Raw genomic sequence first — 16,237 nt, forward strand, 5'->3', positions numbered from 1 at the left:
AAAGGGAAGACGATGCAGTTCAACCTCGCTGATGTATTCGAAACCGTCGCCAGCTCGGTGCCTGATCGCGTCGCCTTGACTTACGAGGGAGAGAACTTCTCCTACGCTGAGCTGGACGCGGAAGCCAACCGAACGGCCAACCTGCTCGCGCAAGCCGGCATCTCGCGAGGCGATCATGTAGCCCTGTTCCTGAAGAACAGCGTCGAACATGTCACGTCGATCCTCGGGTTGATCAAGATCCGTGCGGTCCCGATCAACGTGAACTATCGGTACACACCCGCCGAGCTCGAGTACATCTTCACCAACTCCGACTCGGTCGCAGTGGTCGTGGAACTCCCCGAGCATCAGCGTGTCCTTGCTTCCCTTTTCGGTGCATGCCCGAAGGTGAAGACGGTGATCGTGATCGGCGAGGTCGAGGCCGAACTGGTCGCTGCCGCGAAAGCGCATGAAGTGTCGGTGGTTTCCTTCGACGACGCTCGCGAGATGTCACCGGTAGGGGAGTTCGATTCTCGTTCGGGCGACGACGTGTACCTGCTCTACACCGGCGGGACGACCGGATACCCGAAGGGTGTCATGTGGCGTCACGACGACTTCTTCCGTAAGCCGCTCTCCGGCGGAAATCCGTACGGCGAGGAAGCTCGACAGGACCTCGCCGAGATAGCCAGCGCTGCAAAGGAATTTCCGGAACTCTCGTTCCTCATTGCCGCCCCCCTCATGCACGGCGCAGCGTTGTATTCGCTGTTCACGTTCCTCACCCTCGGCGCGCGCGTGGTTCTACGACGAGAATTCGTTGCGGAGAAGGTCGTCGAAGCGATCGAGAAGGATTCGGTACAGGTGATCTTGATCGTCGGTGACGGCATGGGATTGCCGTTGGTCGACGAGATGGAACGACGCAAAGACGAGGTCGATTTCAGCAGTCTCTTCTCGATCACGTCGGGTGGTGCGATCTGGTCCACCAGCGTTCGAGACCGCATGCTGGCGGTGAAGCCGGACCTGCTGCTGCGGGACAACTTCGGAGCCTCCGAGTCCGGTAACGACGGCGCCTTCTCCATCGACGAGGCGGGGAATCTGCGAATGCCGCCCTCGCCGAACATGATCCTGGTCGACGAGCGGCTCGAAGAGATCCCCGCCGGCTCCGACGACGTGGGCTACATCGCGCGTATCGGAAACGTCCCGCTCGGGTACTACAAGGACGAAGAGAAGACCGCCCGCACGTTTCCGACCCGCGCCGACGGCACCCGCCTTTCGGTGCTCGGCGACATGGGCAAGGTCGAAGCGGACGGCACTATTGTCTTCCTGGGTCGTGGCTCGCAGTGCATCAACACCGGTGGCGAGAAGGTCTTCGCCGAAGAGGTCGAGGCCGCCCTTCACGCGCATCCGGCAATATCGGACGCACTCGTTGTCCCCGCGCCCGACCCGCGTATGGGGCAGCAGGTCGCAGCGGTGATCGCGACCTACCCCGGATCCGACGAGTTGACTCTCGAAGCGGTACAGGAACATTGCCGCAAGACGTTGGCCGGCTACAAGGTGCCGCGCACGATCGTGCTGGTCGATGAAGTCAAGCGAACCCCGGCTGGTAAGGCGGACTACCGCTGGGCGACGACACTGGCATCGACCTAGCAACGTGGATTGGGCGACGACGACCTTTCACACGGATTTCACCACGACATAAGAGACATACCGGAAAGATGGTGCAGAGTAAGTCGTTCGCGCCTTGCGTCGTCACTCCACGAAAGGGCCTTGTCTCATGCTCATCATCGGAATACTCCTGTTCGGGATCGTCATCGGAGCGGGAGCCCAGCTGATTCTGGGGAAAACGACCGCACGAGTGGACTGGACCTTCGCATTCATCGCGGGAATCGGTGGTTCGCTGGTCGGCGGATTGCTCGTGAGTTTGATTGCAGGCGACGGATTATCATTGCGCCCGAGCGGCATCCTCGGGTCCCTTGCCGGCGCTGTCATCATCACCGCGGGGTGGCAGTGGTACCGCGGGAGGAACGCAACTACAACTACGCGTCCGTCTGATCGCTGATTTCCACAGTTCCGTCAGGGGACGGAGAGCGTCGACATATGACCGAACTACTCGATGAAGTCCTCACCGCACATGGCGGAGTCGAACGTTGGCAGTCTGTTTCAGCGATCACGGCACGGGGACGTTTGGGCGGTCTGCTGCCTCAGCGCTTCCCCGGCAACAAGCTGGCGAAGTTCACGGTCGAGGTTGAAGTCGCCGAGCAACGCACTGTCCTCCAAGACTTTCCGCGTGTCGGCGAGTGCGCTGTGTTCGACAAGGGCGTCGTGCGGATCGAAGCTCGTGACGGCGAAGAACTCGGGAGTCGAACCGACCCACGTCCAGAGTTTTTCGGGTTGAGTGGAGTCCGGCGCAACCTCCACTGGGACGCGCTCGACACCGCTTACTTTGCCGGCTACGCCTTTTGGAACTATCTGAACGCACCGCTGCTGCTCGCCCGCGACGACATCACTGTCACCGAAGCCGAACCTTGGCAGGAATCCGGGCAGCAATGGCGACGACTACAAGCAACATTTGCGCCAGAAATCGACACCCATTGCCGGCAGCAGACCTTCTATGTCGACAACGGTGGCCTCATCCGCCGTCACGACTTCGTCGCCGAACCGGTAGGCAGCTGGGCGAAAGCTGCTCTCTACTGCGACCAGCATCGCGAGTTCGACGGTCTCACCTTTCCCACTCGACGACGTGTGCTCCCGAGAGGCCCAGGCGGCCGCGTTCCCTCGCGGCCGACGCTCCTGGCGCTCGACTTCGACGACATCGAGATCAAGCGATGAACATCAGTTACTGGTTACCGGTTGTCGAGTGTGAACAAACGGAACACGGTCCGCATGCACAGAACGACGCCGACGAAGCCCAGTACCGCACTCGCGAGTGCATAGCCCGACAACTGAGGTGTGAGTTGTGGTCCGCCAGGTACGAACAGAAGGATCGCCGCGACAATCAGCGCGGTCACTCCCGCCGCCATACCCAGGGCGTTGTTCGCCGACCGTCGTAACCATCGCCTGTCGTCGGGGTGTGCGACCGAGCGAGTGCGAAGTGTGAAGCTTCCCGACGCGATCGAGGTCGCGATCTGATCGAGCTGACCAGGCAGGCGCCGGACCACCGCGGTTGTGACCGCCGTCGTCGACAGGATTGCCTGCGCGGCTGCAGTCGGGCTGGCGACATGGGTCAACAGTCGGGGTACTTCGGCCCGAACAGCAGCGACGAGGTCGATCTGCGGATCCAGGAGCCGCAGGGCGCGCTCCAAGGACGCGAGCGAACGGAAAGCGGCGGCGACGTCTCCCGGCACTCCGATTCGGTGTTCGCGAAGCACAGTGAACATTCGCGCGAACGATGCCATGGAAACATTGGGTTGGACACTGAGCAGGGTGATCTCTCGGCCCACCTGGTGACGTAGTGCTCCGCGATCAACTTCGGGCGGCACGTCGAATGCCATCAGCATCGCGTCGACTGTCGCCACCGGATCACCTGCGAGGGCAGCGTTGAGGAGCACGGCGAACAAGATCCGTGTCTCGCCGTCCAGAACCCCTACTGCGCCGAAGTCGAGGAGCCCGACCCGGCCGTCATCGAGGATCATGATGTTGCCGGGGTGCAGGTCCGCGTGAAACACGCCGTGGACAAAGATCCCGTCGAGCAACGACGCAAGAAGTTCGTTGGCGATGCTGCTGCGGGTGTCGCGGTCGAGGCCGGTGAGCGCCGACTCACCGTCGGAGAGCGGTGTGCCGTGAAGACGTTCCATCACGAGCACCCGTCCGCTACTGAGGTTGGGGTAGATGTGCGGAACGACGATATCCGGGCGGTTCGACATGGTGGAAGCAATCGCGCCGGTATTCGCTGCTTCGGTGCGGTAGTCGAGTTCCTCGAGCAGTGACGTGACGAGGCCCCCGGCGAGTCGGTGAACGCCGATATCGCGTGCCCAGGGAAAACGGGTCTCCGCGCGGGATGACACGCGAAGGAAGATATCGCAATCCACGCTCACTTGTGCGCTCGCCTCGGGCCGTTGAACCTTCACCACAACGTCGACGCCTTCAACGGTGCGCGCGGAATGTACCTGTGCGACAGAGGCGGCGGCGAACGGCTCCACATCGAACCATGCGAACACCGACTCTGGTGCGTCGCCGAGTTCCGATGCCAGTAGCTCCGCAATGCGGACTGGATCAGCCGGTCGTGCCGAACTTTGCAGAGACGAGAGAGTGCGAGCCAACTCGGGTGGTATGAGGTCGTCTCGCGTGCCGAGGATCTGTCCCAACTTGACGAAAGTGACACCGCACCGGTTGATTACTTCCACTAGCGCGTCCCCGAACTGAGGCGCTGATGGCCCAGCACGGAGAGCGGGCCCGCCTCCCGCTCGCACGACGATGCCCATGATCTGGACGTATCGCTTGGTTCGGCGCCACGATTTTCGGCTGCGCTGCAATGCTTCTGGCGGTCCGGGGATGGATCCTGTTGGAAGGACAACTTCGAGGAAAACCAATGCGGCCAGGCATGCTGCGAACACCCAGAGCGCGACAACTCCGAAGAATATGAGCGCTGTTCCTACGCTCACCAGAAGTTGATCGTCCTGGCTGGCAATTCCTGCAAGTGTTGCGACGTATCCCGACAGTGGAACCCCCACCGAGAGTGCTATCACCGCGACCGCAAGGGTTCGCGGCCATCCGACTCTCGTCCCCAGCGTTCGTCGCATCACGCCCGCCAGTGCTGCTGCAAGAAATGGCGTCGTGACGATCCAGACCATCAAGTCCATTGCGATAGCGTACGGGTTTGCAATCTGCGATTCATCCAGGAAAACCCTGAGCCCACCCCGACTGACGGGTAACAAAGTCCGACAGTGCCCAAGCGTCGAACGTGCTCGGGCACTTTGGAGTTCATTCGCTCCGATGTCGACCCGTCCTGATCGAACGTCCAAAAAGAAGATAGTGCACCGCAGCAAAGAAACAATCACAGCGCACGGTGCGCTCAACCCTCGATCGCAGTGGATTATCGTCGAGGAGTTGCGCGATCGGCAGCCCTGAAATCGAACCAGTCGGGCGACCGTTGCGGTACACGATGCGGTTTCGCTGGTACCGTCGATGTCATGACTCTGCAGAAAGGCGCATGAGCGCCCACCTCCGGCGTAGGTTCCTGCGCCCTCGATATGTCTTCTTCGCCGCTGCTCACCTGTGGGTGGTCGACGAGCGTCAACCCGTTGCGGCACTGATTGATCCGCACACAGAATCGTTGGCGGGGTTGGTGGCGTGGACCGATCTTCCTCCGACCCCTCCGGGATTCGGCCCAGCACAGATCTCTGCCGACGAGTCCGGTTTGTGGATACAGAATCACCGCGACGGCCCTTTGGTTCACGTCGGTACCGACGGCATCGACCGGTCCGAATACACCGAAGGGCACCATCTGATCGGCGCGGGACGCGCCGGCGCCTGGTGTATGACGACTACACGCAGGCACAACGACATCTCACCCTCGCCGGATATTCCGCCACGGACGCTGAGGCGCAAACCGGCGCTGCTGGTGAGCAAGCCGGGTGGTGGGATGCGTCTGGTCGAAGTGGATGCCGCGGCGATCGTGTCGGCCGAGTTCGACGAATCCTCGCTCTATCTCGGTGTCGAGCACGATCCGTGGGAACGGGTGCCGCGCGTGGACGGCACGGGAGGAAAGCGGGCCGGGTTCGAGTTGCGTTACAGCTCATCGGTATTGCAGATACCTCTGCATGATCCGGCCCCGCTGCGCATCGACCGCAACACCTACCTGTGCGCGGAAAATCGGCAGGTCGGGTACGCCAGCGAGTATGCGGATGTGTCGTACAACGAAAACCATCGCCGCAAGCGCGCATTCGATGGCAACGTGCGCTGGTACTGGGGCAAAGACCCCATTGCGCGTGGCGCCACAACTGTACGGGCCTACCGTGGTGAGGTTCCGTCGCCGGTGACGACTTTGATGCTGCCCGGGATGGATGTCGCCCACGGGGTCGCAGGGGCCAGGAGGCTGTGGTTGGTCGCGAGGACCGCTACCCGTCCTGCCGGCGGTCGGTCGGTACTTTCCACCGGGGTCGATGGCGGCATCCATTCGCTGATCACCGGCGGCATCGACATCACCGATCGGTGCTGGCCTGTCGGGCCTGAGCCACTCGATCATCACGGGTACGTGCAGTACTGCCTGCGCGGTCTCGACCGAATGCGGTTCTCGGACAAAGTCGATCAGGTGAGCGCCACGTACGTCGGCCACTGGCCGAGCGGCCGGATCCATGTCCGATTCCGGCATCGTGACTACCCGGGACTGATGTTGACAGCTCGGCTGAATCTGTACGACGAGCTTGGTGTTCGTCTCGACAATCTCCTGTCCTACGCCTCGGCAGAGTTGAGGGAACAAGCCGACACCCGCGCCTACCCCGCGGCTTCCGAAGCGATCGCGGGAGTCCTGCATGTCTGAGCTGAGCGGCGCAGGCGATCGGGCCGGAAAGCTCACCGAAACCAGTGGGAGGCGCGTTGACCTAGGCCGCAGACGACCGATACCCGAATGCATAACGGAGGCAGTGATGACCGAATGGGTGCAGATGTTGGTGACCTTGGCCGACGGACCGCGGCAACCGGTCCACGGGGTCGTGGTCCCGTACCGCAATTCCGACGAACCGTTTCACTATTACTTCGGCAGCTACGGTGAAGAACCTGTGTTTCTTCCCGTTCGCCTCCCCGGCGTGCATCTGTATCGGTGGGGGCGCCGATCGAGGATCGAGTCACTCGACGGGCAGGTGATGTTCGTCAGCGACGGCACCACCGCTTGGGACTTCACCGCCGACCCAGACCAACCGCGCTGCACCGAACTCCATCACGTGCACTCGCCCGGCGCGGGCCGATACCTTGCGATCACCCCGCGCGTTGAGCATTGGGTCGGCAACGATCATTCACGCCCGACAGGGCCGGTGACAGACGTCGAGTTCCTCGGCCGTCGATGCTGGTCGGTGGATCTCGCCCCACGCGAGAGCCGGAATCTGCCGAAGCCGTCGCTGCGGCTTGTCGTCGACGCCGAAACCGGTGCGGTACTTGCCCAACACTCCGGCGACGGTATCGACGGCGCCGCATACACCGACCTCAGAGTGGGGGAGCACCTCGAACTCTCCCTGTTCACCTGGGACGGTCCGGTCACCACCGATGCAGAATCGAGGAGCCTCACCGGTCGCGGCGGGCCACCAGTAACGCCGGCGCAGGAGTCGATGAGCTGGTTTCATGAGGAGATCGCCGCCGAACCCATCAGGGTGCCCATGCTGACGGACCTGACCCCACGCTTCGTTCACTCGATCGAACCCGAAACCGGCGCATTCGCCGCAGAACTCGGTGATAAAGCGGGATGGATCGCCCGGAGGCCACGATCGAACCAGCCGTGGAAAACCAAGACTTACGGATATCAGATCGCCTGGTCTACAGAAGATTTCGACTGGGTCTGCCAGATTCACCACGGAACACTCGACACCGCCGGGATCGAGTCCCTACAGCAGCAACTACACCCCGGCCTATCGGTAGTGGGCACGCCTGAACTTGTATTCGGCGGTTCGAACGGCGACTGAGACTGAGGGCGATAGGCACTCTTCAAGGAGAACGGGCATCTGGCAGCGTCATCGAACATGGCCGGAAACTTGCTGCACTGCCCACCGCGGCGACGAACGCACCTCCGCCGGTCCCGGTGTTCGACAACGATTCGGTGTGGATCGGCCCTGATTCAGTGTGAATTGTGATGGTGCCGAACGGTATACCCTTGATCGCTGCCCGAACGATTGCCGATTCACCATTGGTGGTCAACTTGCAGCCAATCTGCGCGCACTGTTTGTCAGCGGTTGCCGCCAGTGACAGTTCGATTGCGGGTGCCGCATCTGAGCTTTGCGAAGTCTCGACTGCCGCCAAAAATGCCGGGGACAGCGACCCCAGCTTGGTCGAGCCGATCGCCGGGTGGGCGTAAACCCAGCCACTTTTCGACCACTGCGTGTGGCTCTGCCGCCGGTTTCCCTCTCGTTCCCCGATGTTGCCTGACTGGCGAGACAATGAGAGCCTATACGTACTTGGGGGAGTCGGATCCAGGAGTATCGTATGCAGATCCACGCTTTGCTTCCGGCCATGATCCCGCCGGACGATGGCCGTTTCGTCGAACTATCCGATGTCCACGTGCGCGCTTCTGCTGCAATGAGAGTCCTGCGTGATTCGATTCCATGGGATGGATACGCATTGACGGCATGGGATGCGGGTTCAGGAAGTCATAGGCACGTCACGTTGGCGAGCGAAGGCTATACGCGGGAGCTCGACGAACATATGAACGATGCGTTCGTCGATGGGAATCCGGGCTTTCATTTGTTGCATACCCAGGTTCCGCACGCCCTTCGTTGGCTGGACTTGCAGAGGGATTGGCACATTCCGTTCGCGCAGACTCAGTCAGCCGAGGGATTCTTGATTCCCGCTGGGTTCAAGGAGGGGGCGACCATGTGTCTGAGGTTGCCTGGTGGGCGATATACCGGTGCTCTGCACGTGAGTTGGGCGCGCCCCAAAGACGCCAGTAACGAGGCACTTCGCGTGATCGAGAGGTTCCGTCCTGTACTCGCTGACGTCTGTGATCTCTTCCGGAGCGCTCATGGTGCCGTGCAACGGGCTGGGGTGGCAGCGCACGCCGCCATCGTCACCGATACAGGCGCAATTTCGGAGCTGCCCGGTCATACGGCGGGTCCGGTTCTTGGAGAGTCTGCGCGCAGGTGGTTGGCGTCAGCGATCCGGGATTGGGCTGGCCGACCTGCGCAGTACTTGTGGGCCGAGTCGGATGGTTCGTGCCATCGGATCGAGTTGTCGGCGGGTCCCGGAACGTCCCTCGTGGTTGTTGAACGTCGGATTCCGTGGCCGTTCGGGTTGAGCTGCCGGGAAGTGCAGATTCTTCACTGGGTCACCCGAGGCTATTCCAATCCCCAGATCGCGAAGAAGCTGTTCATCAGTCCTAGAACCGTTTCGACCCACGTCGAGCATCTTCTCGTCAAACTTGGGAGCCAATCTCGGGTGCAGCTCGCCGCGCTTGCTGTGGAAGCAGGACTGTTGCTCGCGAGCGAGATGTGAGGACCCGGAGTGCAACCGTCGGGCAGGGTGACCGCAACGACCAGCGAGTCGGGGTAGCCGGAACGGGCGTAAACCAAAGCCCTACGGTAGCGCCAAAGGCGTTGTGAGGGAAGATGTATCTCCGTTGATGATGCAGCAGCCGCATCTTTAGTGGCGGATTCTCGCCCGTTCAGTTCCGGTTATGAAATTCTCGATGCCCCAGTACATTTCGCCCGTTCGGTTTGTTGTGTCCGCATGCGATGTCCGACCGGAGGTATGCGGAAAATACGTCAACTGACCGATGGTCGAGGAATGTGATTGTTCATACGCTTTTCATCTGGCTATACGCCGCCCAGCCGGCCCTGTTGACGGCCTGCAGAGACGAAAAGAGTACCAATGAAACGCACTGGCTTATTCAGTCGTTCCCCAGCGAGGAACATCGCCTTCGGCGCACTATTCGCGCTGATCAATATGATCGCGCTCTGGCCACCTTTGTACATCGCAATGTCCCACCAGCACGGTCTGGTCATCGGCGTACCGATTTCGGTCTGGTACCTGATACTCGTGTCCGCAGCTGCGATCGCAGCAGTCACCGGCCTCTGGGTCACCGAGTGTCGTCAGGGAGCGGTGGACTGATGATCGTCACTTTTGGCGCCTTAGGCGTCTTCTTCGTGGTCATCGTTATTGTCCTTCACATCTCCAAGAACCGGCAAAGCGTCGCGACGTTCAGCAACTACGCCGTCGGCGAGCGCTCGTTTTCGAGCTGGTTCGTGTCGATGGCGTACACGAATTCATGGTGGCCCGGTTCGACTTTTACCGCGGTTTTCGGTCTGACCGTTGCTAGTGGCGTGATCGGGTTGTACTTTCTCGTCTACTCCGTCCTTGGTGTTCTCGCGATGTATTTCATCGCCCGGCCAGTATGGAAGTGGGGTAAGAAGTTCGACCTGCGGACCCAGGCGGATCTACTGGACCTGCGGTACAACAGCCGCGGCCTGAAATTGATCGGAAGCGCCATCAGTGTCGTCGCCCTCGTGCCCTGGCTCGTTCTCGGGCTCATTGCAATGGGCGCGGTAGTTCAGTGGGCATCGCTGGGTAAACTCTCTGACGCCGACTCCATCCTGATCGGGATTGCAGTATTGGTCGTGCGTCAGTTCTGGACCGTCCAGATGGGTATGAGGGGTCTCATCCTCACCGATATGGTCCAGGGGATTGTTGCCTACATCGGATCGGCCATTTTGTGCCTGGGCCTGTTGTTCTTCTACTTCGGTGGCATCTCGAACATGAGCAAGCTTACCGACGCTCAACTGAGCCTGCCCGGCTTCGGATCCGATGAAGGCGGACTCTACTACTTCGGCATCGTGGCCGCCGGAATCATTGGAAGTCTTTGCTGGCCTATGATATTCACGCGAATCTACACTGCGGCCAGCGTGCGTGAAGTGAAAAAGGGCTCGCTGCAAACAATGGCAATCGGCTTCGTGTTCTGCGTTCTACTCATGTTTGTCGCGCTGTGCGCGGCGCCGATTCCTTTCGCGGCCGCCAATCCAGTATCGTCGTTCTTCGCGATCGCGCAGGACGCCGGTGGTACCTGGTTGTTGGCGATCGCGCTTGTCATAGTTTTCGCGGCGGGAATGGGTTTCGTCGACGGGGTCACCCAAGCGATCGGCACTCAAGTTGCAAACGACATCGTTGCTGTCGTTCACCCACTGCGGGACAAGCAGGAGCTCTACCTCGCCAAGGCTGCGATGGCAGTTACCGCAATGGTTGCCGCGATCATCGCGTACCGCATCTACGATTCACCCAAATTGGCCGGCGTCACGCAGTTGGCGTATCAAGCCATCATCCAACTTGCCGTACCGATCTTCGGTGGACTCATGTGGCGCAAAGGTAACAGGGACGGCGCAATCGCCGGGCTGCTCGTCGGTGCGGTAATCGCTCTGGCGCTGACGGTTCCGTACATGGACCAAGGCGGGGCAGTGCCGTGGCTTGAGGGGTTAGGTTCCGGGCTGGTCGGCCTCGTAGCCAATCTTGTCGTCTTCGTCGCGGTCAGTCTCCTTCGAGCCAGTGACCGGGAAGAGTTGGAACGAGTTGATCAGCTCTTCGAGTCGGCCCGAGAGCCGTCCCGCAGCCCCGGCCAGACAACACCCGTGCCGAGTGCCGGCCAGGTAGCGCCCGCACCTTTACCGTGACCCGATCTCGGGACTTTCCCACAAAGAAGAGGAATTGAGTTCATGAGCACGTTTGATCAAACCATCACCATCCCCCACCTCGGCGGCTCGGTCATAGGGGCCACGTTCGGGCGACCTTACAACCCCGAATTGCCGACCCTGGTCATGATCAACTCGTACACCACCTCTGCGGAGTTGTACCGCGACCAGTTCGCGGATACTGCGCTGACCGGCAGGGCCAACCTGCTGGCGCTCGAGCCGTACGGTCATGGTCGAACCCGTTCGACATACAAGCATTTTACCTACTGGGACAGCGCAGTTGCGAATCTGCAGGCGCTTGCGGCACTGGACATTCCGAACGCATTCGTCTTGGGGACTTCGCAAGGGGGGTGGATTGCCACTCGGATGGGCTTGCTGGCACCAGAGGTAGTCAAAGGCCTGATTCCGTTGGGTACCTCGCTGGACGTCGAGAGTCAACGCAGTCGTGACCTCGGGTGCTGGGACGGGCCGGGATTCTGCACCCCCTACATCGAGGCCTTCGGCGAGCCGGTCGACGACGACTGGGTTGTTCCCGATGATTTCGTCGATGCCACCTTCGACGCTGCGCTGGGAGGCTTGAGCCCGGAAGACCGAGTGAGGTGGCTCGAGATCTACCGCACGAACTATTCCGGCGACGCGGGCCGGCACCGACTGCGGCTCGCCACGATCAATCTCCGTGATCGCGACGGCTTGTTCGGGCGATTGGACGAAGTGACGCAGCCGGTTCTGTGGCTCCACGGCACGGCAGACCAGGTTTATTCAGTGGCCAACGCCGAGGACGAAATCAAACTGTTCACCCGTGCGGCAGAAGTGCGCCTCGAGACGATCCCGAACGGGCATCACTTCCTGAGTGCGTCCAAACCCGCTGAAGTCAATGCTGCTGTGATCGATTTCCTTGGTCGGTGGGCATGACCGACACACAGCTCGAGCAAAAGGAAGAAGCTATGCAAGACATATTGTCGGACAGGCGAATTCATGCAAATGCGGTCGCAGTGAATGCGATGCTGCAAGCAGACCCCGTCTTGATCGACGTCACCCCGGCACTCGATGCGCTCCCCGGCATGACCCGCCACACCATCCTCACCTCGGGGGCCCCGTTGCCCTGGCCTGCATACGAAGGAGGCCAGCGCCGAGCAATACTGGGAGCAGCACTCTTCGAGGGGCTCGCGAACTCGGTGGAAGAGGCCGACGCTCTCCTGCATGCGGGAGACATCCTCGTCCGGCCGTGCCATGACTACGGGAGCGTAGGCTCGCTGACCGGGGTGACGACGGCGTCGATGCCTGTCCTCGTTGTCGAAGATTCGATGTCGGGTTCACGCGGACACTGCGTTCTCTACGAGGGAAGTGCCCGCGAACGCCTCACCTACGGGGTATGGAACGAGGCCGTACACCAACAATTGACCTGGATCAAGGACGTGCTCGGCCCAGCTCTCTCAGCGGCACTACGGCGCACTGGCGGTCTACACACCAGTCCGATCATTCGGCGTGCCCTCGGTATGGGCGATGACTTGCACAGCCGTAATACAGCGGCAACAGCGGTGTTCTTCGAACAGATCTACGAGTCTGTTCTCGAGGCCAACGGCTTCACTGCAGCAACCCGCGACGTTCTGAACTTCCTCAGTCGGAACGACCTGTTCTTTCTCCATGTCGCCATGGCGACGGGTAAGAGCATCGCGACAACCGCCAGCAATACACCGCACAGCAGCATCGTCACCGCTATGGCGTTGAGCGGGAAGGAGTTCGCGATTCGTACAGCTGGCACCGGCCAGCGATGGTTTCGCGCGCCGATTCCCACGTTGCAGGCGAAATATTTCGACGGGATCACCGCTGAGGATACTGCGTACATGGGCGGGGAGAGCCTGATCACCGAGACGGTGGGACTCGGCGGCCTCTCGGCGGCGGCTGCTTTTTCGCTTCAGGATTACAGCGGCGGATCGGCTCAGAACATGGTCGAAACGACGGAGACAATGTACGGCATTACTCACACTGAGCACCCCCGGTGGAAGATTCCGTATCTAGGGTTTCGTGGCGTTCCGTTCGGAATCGACGCGGCACGTGTGGTTTCCACCGCGATCACTCCACATATCCACATGGGTGCCGCCCTGCGTGAGGGCGGACACGCGGGCGCCGGTCTGCTCATCGCCCCGATCGAACCCTTCCGCGAGGCCATCGCGGCGCTCACCGTGTCGGCGGCATGACGGAGAATCCCCCTTCGGCCGTCCATGGCTCCGCGACTGGCGGCTACTTCAGCCGAAGAACCATCACGGACCTGGCTGCGGACCTTCGGGCTCGTCGGGTCACGTCAGCGGACTTGATCGGGATTGCCATCGAGGAGGCCGAGAGCTCGCAATCGACAATCAACGCGTTCGTCACCATCGACGTGGCCGGAGCTCGTGCGGCCGCAGCCGCCGCCGATCGAGAATTGGCCGCAGGTGCTGACCGGGGTCCGCTGCACGGGGTGCCGATAGCGGTGAAGGACATGATCGATGTACGAGGTCTCCCGACGACCGCCAGTTCGCGTCATTTCGTGAATCGGATCGCCGCTCGCGATGCAGATTGCGTCGAGCGGCTCAGACGCGCAGGTGCGATAGTGATCGGGAAGACGACGACGCATGAATTCGCGAACGGTCCGACGGGGGATCGTGCTGCTACTGGACCCACTCGTAACCCACATGCATTGGGGCACATGTCCGGAGGGTCTAGTAGCGGTTCGGCGGCCGCCGTCGCTGCCGGCATCGTTCCAGTCGCACTCGGCACCGATACCGGTGGTTCCGTGCGAATCCCCGCAGCATGCTGCGGCGTCGTCGGTGTTCGCCCCACACAAGGGGCGATCAGCACGCACGGAGTACTTCCTCTGGCCAGTTCGATGGACACTGTGGGCGTTCTGGCTCGCTGTGCGGCTGATGCACACGTCGTACTGTCGGCGTTGATCGACGATTTCTCACCACCGGCCGAGGGCACTTCCGTCGCCGGTGTGCGCGTTCGCTGGATATCGCCGAGATCAATTCATGCCACTCAACCATCGATTGCCCGTTCTGCCCGCGATCTGGTCGCACCATTTCTCGCCGACGAAATAGATATCCACGGCGCGGAGGCACTTCGCTTCTCCTATCGTGTCATCCAAGGGCGTGAAGCTCACGCGGTCCACGCCGAAAGGCTCAGTCTCGCAACCGATCTCTACGACACAGAGGTGCGTGAGCGTCTCGAGATGGGCGGCACGTACACCGATTCGCAGTTCTTGCAGGCGATCGCAATTCGTGAACAGTTCCGTGCAGGTGTTGCTCAGCTACTCAGTGCGGTCGATTTCATTGCGCTGCCTACGATTCCCTTTTCGGCACCGCCGCTGTTCAGCCGTCGGGTGAGTGTCGAGGATCAGCCGGTCGACGTTCCAAGTGGTCTGCTCTCACTCACCGCGCCGTGGAGTCTCATCGGACTGCCCGCAGTGTCCATTCCAGCAGCCGACGTCGACGGTTTGCCTGTGGGTGTACAGCTCGTCGGACGCTCACACACCGAGGCTGGTCTTCTGTCGTTCGCGGCGAAGCTCGAGGCGCGGAAGCTGTTCGAGAGTTGAGCGGGCCAGATCACGCTGCTCGCGCACCGATCAGCTGACCTCGCTGATTCGTAGTCCCAGTCTGCCGCCGTATGCAGGTAACCGGTGTCACGCAAGGTGATCGGGGTTCTTCACGGACAATGTGATGAACAATGCTGACGCAATCAGCACGACTCCGAAAACCGAAAACACCGCCATGGCACCCCCGGCTCCGAACATCGCACCGCCTGCTGCGGCACCTGCAGCGATTCCGGACTGGACACCGACCACCACGATCCCGCCTGCACTTTCCGCCTTGTCGGGCACGGTCCTGGTCGCCCACGTCGACCACGCCACCGAAACTCCGCCGAATGCCAAGCCCCACAACACCACCAAGGCTGCGCTTACGCTCTGAGTTGCAGGCACCAGTGCCAGACCTAGAGCAGCTGTCCCGATCAGTAAGGGCATCAGCGCCAATGCCAGACGCAGGCTGAGTTGGAGGAGCCATCCGGCGACAAGTGTGCCTGCCAAGTTCGCCACTCCGAAGGCGAACAATAGAACAGTCAAGGTGGAGGCGCCGACATCGACCATGGTTTCGAGCGCCGGTCGAATGTAGGTGAACAGTGCATAGTGCCCGATATGGACGAGCAACATGCCGACGATGCCGATCCCGAAGCGTGGATGTACCAACACCGACCACAAAGTTCTCAACCGTGCCTCGTGCCGCGGTGCCATCGGGGGCAACGCGAACAGTTGGAAGGCAAGCGTCACGACCCCGAGGGCCGCGGTGACCCAAAAGGCACTGCGCCAACCGGACAGTTCACCGAGGTAACTACCGAGCGGCACGGCCACGATGGTTGCCACGGCGATACCGCTGAAAATGATTGATACAGCGCGAGGTACCGACGATTCCGGTACCAGGCGCATCGCCGTGGCAGCCGCCATGCTCCAGAAACCACCTAACGCAATACCGAGCAGGATCCGCATCGCCAACAGCACCAACATGTTCGGGGCCAGGGCCACGAGCGAGTTCGACGCGATCATCAGCACAGTGAAGCTGAGCAGAACAATCCGCCGGTCCATCCGTCGTGTCAGGCTTGCCGTCAGTAGTCCAGAGAGGATTGCTGCTCCAGCCGTGACGGTGACTGCTTGGCCCACCAGTGCTTCCGGCACGCCCAAATCATCGGCAATCGGAGTCAACAGACTAGCCGGAAGATACTCGGCCGTAAGCAGTCCGAATACGCCCAGAGCCAGTGACATCACCGCCATCCACTTCGGTGTTACCGGCAGCGGTGGCGGGTCGACAAATGCGGCTGCTCGGACGGGTCGGGTATCGGGCGCGGTGCTGCACACATCACTGGACAACGGCTGTACTTCTCCTGGATCGCATGAAAGGCTTTGAGTCAACACTAGATACGAC

At 61.2% G+C, this 16,237-nt stretch carries 13 protein-coding genes; 11 read left to right on the plus strand and 2 right to left on the minus strand.

All coding sequences use genetic code 11. The features are described 5' to 3' along the window. Window positions 1-12: 12 nt before the first annotated feature. The 3 genes from G4D79_RS08895 (at window position 13) to G4D79_RS08900 (ending at window position 2,802) form a co-directional block, all read left to right on the plus strand. Entirely contained in the window at window positions 13-1,620 is a 1,608-nt protein-coding gene (locus G4D79_RS08895) for an AMP-binding protein (protein ID WP_054825371.1), read from the plus strand. A 127-nt stretch (window positions 1,621-1,747) separates the two neighbouring features. Next, entirely contained in the window at window positions 1,748-2,032 is a 285-nt protein-coding gene (locus tag G4D79_RS34470) for a hypothetical protein (protein WP_003939785.1), read from the plus strand. Window positions 2,033-2,070: 38 nt separating this feature from the next. Beyond that, window positions 2,071-2,802: a hypothetical protein gene (locus G4D79_RS08900; RefSeq protein WP_099698382.1), complete on the plus strand. Its 732-nt coding sequence runs from the start codon at window positions 2,071-2,073 to the stop codon at window positions 2,800-2,802. A 14-nt stretch (window positions 2,803-2,816) separates the two neighbouring features. Here the strand turns inward: G4D79_RS08900 and G4D79_RS08905 are convergent, their stop codons facing one another. Continuing rightward, window positions 2,817-4,772 carry an AarF/ABC1/UbiB kinase family protein gene (locus G4D79_RS08905; RefSeq protein ID WP_223304585.1) on the minus strand — a complete coding sequence of 652 codons (1,956 nt, stop codon included), beginning with the start codon at window positions 4,770-4,772 and terminating at the stop codon, window positions 2,817-2,819. Between the two features lie 350 nt (window positions 4,773-5,122). Here G4D79_RS08905 and G4D79_RS08910 point away from each other — a divergent pair, with 350 nt between their 5' ends. From G4D79_RS08910 to G4D79_RS08945, 8 genes are all read left to right on the plus strand, one after another. Then, complete coding sequence (locus tag G4D79_RS08910; RefSeq protein ID WP_134929656.1) at window positions 5,123-6,451, plus strand: hypothetical protein; 1,329 nt, start codon at window positions 5,123-5,125, stop codon at window positions 6,449-6,451. Between the two features lie 106 nt (window positions 6,452-6,557). After that, complete coding sequence (locus G4D79_RS08915) at window positions 6,558-7,583, plus strand: hypothetical protein (RefSeq protein ID WP_054827031.1); 1,026 nt, start codon at window positions 6,558-6,560, stop codon at window positions 7,581-7,583. A 517-nt stretch (window positions 7,584-8,100) separates the two neighbouring features. After that, window positions 8,101-9,105, plus strand: a complete 1,005-nt coding sequence (locus tag G4D79_RS08920) for a LuxR C-terminal-related transcriptional regulator (protein ID WP_047271994.1) — start codon at window positions 8,101-8,103, stop codon at window positions 9,103-9,105. A gap of 375 nt (window positions 9,106-9,480) precedes the next feature. Then, window positions 9,481-9,720, plus strand: coding sequence for a hypothetical protein (locus G4D79_RS08925; RefSeq protein WP_047271996.1), 240 nt, complete (start codon window positions 9,481-9,483; stop codon window positions 9,718-9,720). Further along, on the plus strand, window positions 9,720-11,270 hold the full coding sequence (locus G4D79_RS08930; protein ID WP_180279648.1) for a sodium:solute symporter: 1,551 nt from the start codon (window positions 9,720-9,722) through the stop codon (window positions 11,268-11,270). The genes G4D79_RS08925 and G4D79_RS08930 overlap by 1 nt, the downstream gene beginning before the upstream one ends. A gap of 42 nt (window positions 11,271-11,312) precedes the next feature. Then, entirely contained in the window at window positions 11,313-12,200 is an 888-nt protein-coding gene (locus G4D79_RS08935; RefSeq protein ID WP_099698380.1) for an alpha/beta fold hydrolase, read from the plus strand. 32 nt (window positions 12,201-12,232) lie between these two features. Then, on the plus strand, window positions 12,233-13,486 hold the full coding sequence (locus tag G4D79_RS08940; RefSeq protein ID WP_180279647.1) for a DUF1116 domain-containing protein: 1,254 nt from the start codon (window positions 12,233-12,235) through the stop codon (window positions 13,484-13,486). Continuing rightward, window positions 13,483-14,859 carry an amidase gene (locus G4D79_RS08945; RefSeq protein WP_099698378.1) on the plus strand — a complete coding sequence of 459 codons (1,377 nt, stop codon included), beginning with the start codon at window positions 13,483-13,485 and terminating at the stop codon, window positions 14,857-14,859. Before G4D79_RS08940 ends, G4D79_RS08945 begins: the two co-directional genes overlap by 4 nt. An 87-nt stretch (window positions 14,860-14,946) precedes the next feature. On the opposite strand, the gene G4D79_RS08950 is transcribed toward G4D79_RS08945, so the two are convergent. Next, window positions 14,947-16,182 carry an MFS transporter gene (locus G4D79_RS08950; protein WP_214514234.1) on the minus strand — a complete coding sequence of 412 codons (1,236 nt, stop codon included), beginning with the start codon at window positions 16,180-16,182 and terminating at the stop codon, window positions 14,947-14,949. Between the last annotated feature and the right edge of the window lie 55 nt (window positions 16,183-16,237).

The sequence above is a fragment of the Rhodococcus sp. WY5 genome (assembly GCF_018588185.1).
Classification (GTDB): Bacteria; Actinomycetota; Actinomycetes; order Mycobacteriales; family Mycobacteriaceae; genus Rhodococcus_F; species Rhodococcus_F qingshengii.

Excerpts from the sequence above, each read along its gene's own strand:
- G4D79_RS08895 (WP_054825371.1), top strand. The coding sequence starts at position 13 with ATGCAGTTCAACCTCGCTGATGTATTCGAAACCGTCGCCAGCTCGGTG.
- G4D79_RS34470 (WP_003939785.1), top strand. The coding sequence starts at position 1,748 with ATGCTCATCATCGGAATACTCCTGTTCGGGATCGTCATCGGAGCGGGA.
- G4D79_RS08900 (WP_099698382.1), top strand. The coding sequence starts at position 2,071 with ATGACCGAACTACTCGATGAAGTCCTCACCGCACATGGCGGAGTCGAA.
- G4D79_RS08905 (WP_223304585.1), bottom strand. The coding sequence starts at position 4,772 with ATGGACTTGATGGTCTGGATCGTCACGACGCCATTTCTTGCAGCAGCA.
- G4D79_RS08910 (WP_134929656.1), top strand. The coding sequence starts at position 5,123 with ATGAGCGCCCACCTCCGGCGTAGGTTCCTGCGCCCTCGATATGTCTTC.
- G4D79_RS08915 (WP_054827031.1), top strand. The coding sequence starts at position 6,558 with ATGACCGAATGGGTGCAGATGTTGGTGACCTTGGCCGACGGACCGCGG.
- G4D79_RS08920 (WP_047271994.1), top strand. The coding sequence starts at position 8,101 with ATGCAGATCCACGCTTTGCTTCCGGCCATGATCCCGCCGGACGATGGC.
- G4D79_RS08925 (WP_047271996.1), top strand. The coding sequence starts at position 9,481 with ATGAAACGCACTGGCTTATTCAGTCGTTCCCCAGCGAGGAACATCGCC.
- G4D79_RS08930 (WP_180279648.1), top strand. The coding sequence starts at position 9,720 with ATGATCGTCACTTTTGGCGCCTTAGGCGTCTTCTTCGTGGTCATCGTT.
- G4D79_RS08935 (WP_099698380.1), top strand. The coding sequence starts at position 11,313 with ATGAGCACGTTTGATCAAACCATCACCATCCCCCACCTCGGCGGCTCG.
- G4D79_RS08940 (WP_180279647.1), top strand. The coding sequence starts at position 12,233 with ATGCAAGACATATTGTCGGACAGGCGAATTCATGCAAATGCGGTCGCA.
- G4D79_RS08945 (WP_099698378.1), top strand. The coding sequence starts at position 13,483 with ATGACGGAGAATCCCCCTTCGGCCGTCCATGGCTCCGCGACTGGCGGC.